7 protein-coding genes and 1 pseudogene are annotated in these 7,230 nt (G+C 59.5%); 7 read left to right on the plus strand and 1 reads right to left on the minus strand.

The features are described from left to right. The 3 genes and pseudogenes from QMX97_RS31040 to QMX97_RS31050 all read left to right on the plus strand — a co-directional run. On the plus strand, nucleotides 1–755 hold a 755-nt coding region (locus QMX97_RS31040), incomplete at its 5' end, for a ribonucleotide-diphosphate reductase subunit beta (RefSeq protein ID WP_282398185.1). A gap of 92 nt (nucleotides 756–847) precedes the next feature. Further along, a pseudogene (locus QMX97_RS31045) lies at nucleotides 848–991 on the plus strand (HNH endonuclease); the annotation flags it as partial. 72 nt (nucleotides 992–1,063) lie between these two features. Next, on the plus strand, nucleotides 1,064–1,708 hold the full coding sequence (locus tag QMX97_RS31050) for an HAD-IB family hydrolase (protein WP_282398188.1): 645 nt from the start codon (nucleotides 1,064–1,066) through the stop codon (nucleotides 1,706–1,708). A 235-nt stretch (nucleotides 1,709–1,943) separates the two neighbouring features. Here QMX97_RS31050 and QMX97_RS31055 read toward each other — a convergent pair whose 3' ends face one another. Further along, complete coding sequence (locus tag QMX97_RS31055) at nucleotides 1,944–2,903, minus strand: LysR family transcriptional regulator (RefSeq protein ID WP_282398186.1); 960 nt, start codon at nucleotides 2,901–2,903, stop codon at nucleotides 1,944–1,946. A gap of 193 nt (nucleotides 2,904–3,096) precedes the next feature. On the opposite strand from QMX97_RS31055, the gene argH reads away from it, so the two are divergent. From argH to QMX97_RS31075, 4 genes are all read left to right on the plus strand, one after another. Beyond that, nucleotides 3,097–4,524 carry an argininosuccinate lyase gene (gene argH / locus QMX97_RS31060; protein WP_106802830.1) on the plus strand — a complete coding sequence of 476 codons (1,428 nt, stop codon included), beginning with the start codon at nucleotides 3,097–3,099 and terminating at the stop codon, nucleotides 4,522–4,524. 106 nt (nucleotides 4,525–4,630) lie between these two features. Continuing rightward, complete coding sequence (locus QMX97_RS31065; RefSeq protein ID WP_017134649.1) at nucleotides 4,631–5,509, plus strand: amino acid ABC transporter permease; 879 nt, start codon at nucleotides 4,631–4,633, stop codon at nucleotides 5,507–5,509. Nucleotides 5,510–5,533: 24 nt separating this feature from the next. Beyond that, complete coding sequence (locus QMX97_RS31070) at nucleotides 5,534–6,298, plus strand: amino acid ABC transporter ATP-binding protein (RefSeq protein WP_016974699.1); 765 nt, start codon at nucleotides 5,534–5,536, stop codon at nucleotides 6,296–6,298. Nucleotides 6,299–6,323: 25 nt separating this feature from the next. Further along, nucleotides 6,324–7,145, plus strand: coding sequence for an ABC transporter substrate-binding protein (locus tag QMX97_RS31075; RefSeq protein WP_282398187.1), 822 nt, complete (start codon nucleotides 6,324–6,326; stop codon nucleotides 7,143–7,145). The last annotated feature ends 85 nt before the right edge of the window (nucleotides 7,146–7,230 follow it).

A 7,230-nucleotide genomic window follows, 5' to 3' on the forward strand; every position in this document is an offset into this window, starting at 1 on the left:
TGGCCGTGTACCGCCTGATCACCAACCCGGAGTGCCGCCAGTACATCCTGCGCCAGGCCTTCGAAGAAGCGATCCACACCCACGCCTACCAGTACTGCATCGAATCGCTGGCCATGGATGAAGGCGAAATCTTCAACATGTACCACGAGATCCCATCGGTCGCGAAAAAAGCCGCCTGGGGCCTGAAATACACCCGTTCGATCTCCGATCCGAAGTTCGAAACCGGCACCGTCGAGACTGACAAAGAGCTGCTGCGCAACCTGGTCGCCTACTACTGCGTCCTGGAAGGCATCTTCTTCTACTGCGGTTTTACCCAGATCCTGTCGATGGGCCGCCGCAACAAAATGACCGGCGTCGCCGAGCAGTTCCAGTACATCCTGCGTGACGAGTCGATGCACCTGAACTTCGGTATCGACGTGATCAACCAGATCAAAATCGAAAACCCGCATTTGTGGGATGCCGAGATGAAGGAAGAAGCGACCCAGATGATCCTGCAGGGGACTCAGCTGGAAATCGAATACGCGCGTGACACCATGCCGCGCGGCGTGTTGGGCATGAACGCGGCGATGATGGAGGACTACCTCAAGTTCATCGCCAACCGTCGCCTGTCGCAGATTGGCTTGAAGGAAGAGTATCCAGGGACGACGAATCCGTTCCCGTGGATGAGCGAGATCATGGACTTGAAGAAAGAGAAGAACTTCTTCGAGACCCGTGTGATCGAGTACCAGACTGGCGGCGCGCTGAGCTGGGATTGATTCCTTAGCCAAGCAACCCCATGAAGCCCTGACATGTTCAGGGCTTTTTTATGCCCAGTGAATTGCTACCTCTTGAAGCACATCAGGCCGGCCACCTCGCCCAGAAGGGTTCGGATCGCATCACCAATGCTGTAGCCTTGTGCCCCAATTGCCATCAGCGTTGTCACCGGTCGAGTGATCGGAACGCTTTCACTGCAGCGCTTTACAGCAAAGTTGGAAGATTGGCACGGGAGTAAACTCCTGCTGTCACACCTGATGCACACTCAAAAAACACTAGATAGGACCGAGGCCAACCCGTGAACCCAGACATGCTCGAAGCCGGCCCTGTGGATGCCAAAGTACTCTCCGTCTTTGACTTCGACGGCACCCTGACCCATCACGACAGTTTTGTGCCGTTCCTCAAGTTTGCCTTTGGCCCTGGCGAGTTCTATGGCCGGATGGTCAAGCTGGCGTTGCCTGGGCTGCGCTTTTTGCTGCGGCTGATCAGCCGGGATGAGTTGAAGGCGCAGTTGATTCGCACCTTTATGACCGGGGTCGAGAAGTCGTGGGTGCAGCAGAAGGCCGAGGAGTATTGCCAGCGCAATTGGGCGCGGTTGATGCGCCCGGCGGGCGTGCTGTCAGTGGAGCAGGAGTTGGGCTCGGGGGCGGTGGTCACGCTGTGTTCGGCGTCGCCGGCGTTGGTGTTGCAGCCGTTTGCTGATCGGCTCGGGATCAAGTTGATTGGCACTGAGCTTGAAGTGGTGGATGGGGTGTTGACCGGCAAGCTCACCGGGAATAACTGCCGCTGTGAGAATAAGGTGCTGCGCCTTGAAGCGGTGTATGGGGACCTGGGGGAGTATCGGCTGCGGGCCTGGGGCGATACGCGCGGGGATCGGGAGTTGCTGGCGGCGGCGCAGGATGCGCATTTTCGGCATTTTCATTCGAAGAAGAAGCAGGGCAAGTTGCAGCGGTGATGCGGGTGGGTGGGGTCGGCGGGTGACCGAGGTGATCCTTTCGTAGCCTCGCTGGGGCTCGAGGGCTCCCGCATTTTGATCGGTTTCAGGCTGGGAAGCGCGCTAGCATGGGGTGCTGGGGGTCGATGCAGATAGATAAGGTCGGCGGATGGACCGAGGTGATCCCTTCGTAGCCTCGCTGGGGCTCGACAACTCCCACATTTGATCGATGTCGTGTCGGGATCGGCGCTTGGCGTTATGTTGCGGCTTTGAGGTCTACGCCCAGGGCGGTGGCGAAGGCTTTTACCATGGGGCTGCGCGGGGCGTTGTGGCGCAGGATCAGGTTAACGGCGGTGCTCAGGTGCACGTGGTCCGGGCACAGTACGCGTAGGCGCCCTTCCCTTACCAGCGGCGCGGCGTAGTGTTCTGGCAGGAAGCCCAGGAAGCGGCCGGTCAGGATCAGGATCGCGACGGCTTCGACTTGTGAGGCCGAGGCGGACTGGCTGTCGTAGGTGACGAAGTTGGCCTTGTCGCGGTGGATCGCGTACCGGTGGTTGACCACTTCGTATTGGCGCAACACCTCGGGTGTGATGTCGCTCGCATTGAACAGTGGATGTCCTACGGCGCAGTAAGCGTGGGCTTTTTCTTCATACAGCGGGAAATAGTCGAATTCCTCACGGCGCTGGTACACCGGCACGATGCCGACAATCAGCCGCCCTTCCACGACGCCACGCTCAACTTCGTCAAGTTGCGAGGCCTGTAGGCGCAATCTTATTTTTGGCGACTCGCTGTGCAACTTCCTCAACGCGGCAATGAGCGGCGAGTTGATATCGGAGACGGTAGTATCAATAACGCCCACACTAAGGTCGCCGATCAGTTCATTTTGCGCCGAACTAAGCTTGTCGCGAAAACTGTCGACCGAGGTAAATAACTCGATAGACGCCTGATACACCAACTTGCCTTCTTCGGTCAGCCCAAAGCCCTCCCGGCCCCGCGTACACAGGCGCATACCGATGCGGATTTCCAGGTCGGAGATCTGTTTGCTGATCGCTGCCAGGCCCACGTTCAGCTCGTTTTGTGCAGCGCTGAAGCCGCCAGCCTCGACCACAGCCATAAATACCCGGAGCAATTTGAAGTCCAAACCACTGAGTTGCAGGGGCGGTCTTGTGCCGGGTTTGGGTGGCAGGTTTCCAGAAGTGGAAAGTGGAGTTTCCATAATACGCGTTGACCTCAAGTGCCATATTCAACAGGCTTTGACCCAGTCCTTGAACACAGCCAGGCGGCGATAATGAACATAAACATCCGCCCTTGGCAACCTTGAATACGGCGCGTCAGACGCTGATTCAGTCTAGTTGAAAACTTATTTTTACTGCCTCCGACTCTTCTAAAAACAAGCGTGAGGAATACCCATGTCCCAGCCCACCGACCGCCTTTGGGGCGCTCGTTTCAAGACCGGTCCGTCTGCAGCATTGGCCGCGTTGTCCCGTTGCCCTGAGCGCTATTTCCGCCTGACGCCCTACGACCTGGCCGGCTCCCGTGCCCATGCCCGTGAGTTGCAGCGCGCCGGTTTGCTGGATGAGTCGGAGACCCTGCGCACCCTGGAGGCACTGGACCGGATCGGCGAGGACTTCGCCGCCGGCCGCCTGCATCCGACGCTGGATGACGAGGATGTGCACACCTTCATCGAACGCGTATTGACCGAGCGGCTGGGCGCCCTGGGCGGCAAGTTGCGTGCCGGGCGTTCGCGTAACGACCAGACGGCCAACGACCTGCGCCTTTTCCTACGCGACCACGCACGCACCATCACCACCGAGGTACTCGCGTTGCAGCAGGCGTTGGTGGAGCAGGCTGAGCAGCATGTGGAGAGCATCTGCCCGGGCTTTACCCACTTGCAGCAAGCGCAACCGATTGTGTTTGCCCATCACCTGTTGGCGCATGCGCAGTCGATGCTGCGCGATGTGCAGCGTCTGGTCGATTGGGATGCGCGTACGGCGTTGTCGCCATTGGGCGCGGCCGCCATGGCCGGGTCGGCGATTGCGCGCCAGCCGGAGCATTCGGCCAAGGAAATGGGCTACACCGGACCGTGCGAAAACTCCATTGATGCGGTCGCCAGCCGTGACCATGTGGCGGAATTCCTGTTCGTGGCCGGCATGCTTGGGGTGAATATTTCGCGCCTGTCGGAAGAGTTTTGCCTGTGGTCTTCGCGCCAATTTCGCTGGGTGGTGTTGGACGATGCCTACGCCACCGGCAGCTCGATCATGCCGCAGAAGAAGAACCCGGACATTGCCGAATTGGCCCGGGGCAAGGCTGGGCGCTTGATCGGCAACCTGACCGGGTTGATGTCGACACTCAAGTCGCTGCCGCTGTCGTACAACCGCGATTTGAGTGAAGACAAGCACAGCGTGCTGGACAGCGTGGACACCCTGCTGCTGGTGCTGCCGGCGATGGCCGGGATGGTTGCGACCATGAAAGTGCAGGTGCAAGAGCTGCGGCGTCAGGCGCCGATGGGCTTCACCCTGGCGACTGAGGTGGCGGATTGGTTGGCAACGCGCGGTGTGCCGTTCAAGGAGGCGCATGAGATTACCGGCGCCTTGGTGCAGGCCTGTGAGAAGCATGAGATTGAATTGTGGGAAGCCTCGCCGGCGATGTTGGCGGAGGTGGATGCTCGGTTGCTGCCGGAAGTGCGCGACTGCTTGACCCTGGAGGCAGCGATTGCGGCGCGCAGTGGCTGGGGCGGGACGGCGCCGGAGCGGGTTCGGGAGCAGATTGGGCGGTTGAAGGTGGCGTTGGCGGCTCAGCAGCAGTGGGCTGAAAGTTATCAGGGGTTTCGGATTTAAACCTGGGCCTTTGTGGTGAGTTTGCTGGCGCTTTCGCAGGCAAGCCAGCTCCCACATTTGGACCGTGTTTTAACCGTTGGATCGAGTACAGCAGTGGAGTAGCACCATGAACCAAACCCCGGCGGAGCGCTTGGAAGCCGAGCGCAAGTTGTCCGAGAACCAGTTCGATATCACGCAGTACGAGCACGTGCCGCGTCGTTATTACGGGCGGATGTTTTTTGCCACATTGATCGTGATCGCACTGGCCGCGCTGTTGCGCGCCTTCGCCAATGGCCAGATCGAATGGTCCTACATCGGTCAGTTCCTCACGTCTGAGGCCATCCTCTGGGGCCTGGTCAACACCATCGTCATGTCGATCCTGGCGATGGCGCTGGGGGTGGTGATCGGGGTCATCACGGCGATCATGCGCATGTCGGCCAACCCGATCCTGCGTTACGTGGCCATCACCTATACCTGGCTGTTTCGCGGCACGCCGCTGATTCTGCAGCTGCTGCTGTGGTTCAACCTGGCGCTGATTTTCCCGGTGATCGCGATCCCCGGCCTGTTCAGCATCGACACCGTCGACCTGATGACGCCATTCGTGGCCGCCCTGCTCGGCCTGAGTATCAACCAGGGCGCCTACACCGCTGAAGTGGTGCGCGCCGGCCTGCTGTCGGTGGACACCGGCCAGTACGAAGCCGCCAAGTCCATCGGCATGCCGAGCCTGCAAGCGCTGCGTAGGGTAATTCTGCCGCAGGCGATGCGAGTGATCATTCCACCTGTAGGCAACGAGTTCATCAGCATGGTGAAAATGACCAGCCTGGCCAGCGTGATCCAGTACTCGGAGCTGCTGCACAACGCGCAAAACATCTACTACGCCAACGCCCGAGTCATGGAGCTGCTGATTGTTGCCGGCATCTGGTACCTGGCGGTGGTGACTGTTCTTTCATTTGGTCAAAGCCGCCTCGAGCGTCGTTTTGCCCGCGGCGCCGGCAAGCGTTCGTAAGTCTGGGTTGAGGAGATTTGCCCCATGAGAAGCATCGTCAAGGCCGTCAACCTGAACAAGTATTACGACCAGTATCACGCGCTGCGCGACATCAATATCGAGGTCGAGCAAGGCGAAGTCATGTGCATCATCGGCCCGTCCGGCTCGGGTAAAAGCACGCTGCTGCGCTGCGTCAACCAGCTAGAAAAAATCGACAAGGGCGGCCTCTGGGTCGACGGCGAACTGGTGGGTTACCGCGTCGTCGGCAACAAGTTGCACGAAATGAATGAATCGCAGATCGCGCGTCAGCGCCTGGCCACCGGCATGGTGTTCCAGCGCTTCAATTTGTTCCCGCACATGACCGTGCTGCAGAACATCATCGAAGGCCCGTGCCAGGTGCTCAAGCGTTCGCCCAAGGAAGCCACCGAGGACGCGCTGGAATTACTGGCCCGCGTCGGCCTGGCGGACAAGCGCAATGCCTACCCGGTGGAATTGTCCGGTGGCCAGCAACAGCGTGTGGCGATTGCCCGCGCGCTGGCGATGCGCCCCAAGCTGATGTTGTTTGACGAACCCACGTCAGCCCTCGACCCGGAGCTGGTAGGAGAAGTGCTGTCGGTGATGCGCGATTTGGCCACCACCGGCATGACCATGATCGTGGTCACCCATGAGTTGGGCTTCGCCCGTGAAGTCTCCAACCGCATGGTGTTTATGGACGCCGGCCAGATTGTGGAAGCCGGCAGCCCGGAAGAAATTCTAATAAGCCCACAAAACCCGCGTACCCAAAGCTTTATTTCTGCCGTTCGCACTTAACTAGAAAACTAACGAGAACGCCCCCATGAAAACATTGTTTATCCCAACGTTGCTCGCAGGCCTGATGGCCTCCTCGTGTGTATTCGCGGCATTGCCGGCGGCAATCAAGGACAAGGGTGAGATCAGCGCGGCCATCGTGCCGAACTACCCGCCGATGGACTTCAAGGACACCGCCACCAACAAGCTCACGGGCCTGGACTTCGACCTGGGCAACGCCCTCGCCGAGCGCCTGGGCGTGAAGATCAAATGGCAGGAAACCGGCTTCGAGCAGATGCTCAGCGGGCTGACCACCAAGCGCGTCGACATCGTGCTGTCCGGCATGAGCGACACCGCCGAGCGCCAGAAAGCCGTGACGTTTATCGACTACTTCACCAGTGGCCCACAGCTGTACACCCTGGCCAAGCGCGAAGACCTCAAGGAATTGACTGACCTGTGCGGTAAAAAAGTCGGCACCAGCCGCCGTACGACCTGGCCGTCGGAAATTGCCGCGTGGAGCAAGGAAAACTGCGAAGCAGCAGGTAAGCCAGCGATCGTGGTGATCGGCACTGAAGGCTCGGCGGACGCGCGTGCCCAGTTGCAGCAAAACCGTTTGGATGCGGCGATGCAGGGCAGCGAGACGATTCCTTATTTGATGTCGTTGGACAAGGGCAAGTACAAGCCGGTAGGCCTGGCGATTTCCAAGCAGTTCACCGGGCTGGGGATCGAGAAGAGCAATACCGAGCTGGTCAGCGCGATCAGTGAGGCGTTGCAGGGCATGGTCGATGATGGGACCTACGGCAAGATCCTCAAGAAGTGGGATCTGGAGCAAGGTGCGGTCGAGAAGATCACTATCAATTCCGGCCAGTAACTCGATCCAAATGTGGGAGCGGGCTTGCTCGCGAATGCAGTGTGTCAGCGACGAATGTACCGACTGACCCGCCGCATTCGCGAGC

Origin of the sequence: Pseudomonas sp. PS01298, assembly GCF_029959745.1 — a bacterium.
Lineage (GTDB): Bacteria > Pseudomonadota > Gammaproteobacteria > Pseudomonadales > Pseudomonadaceae > Aquipseudomonas > Aquipseudomonas aylmerensis.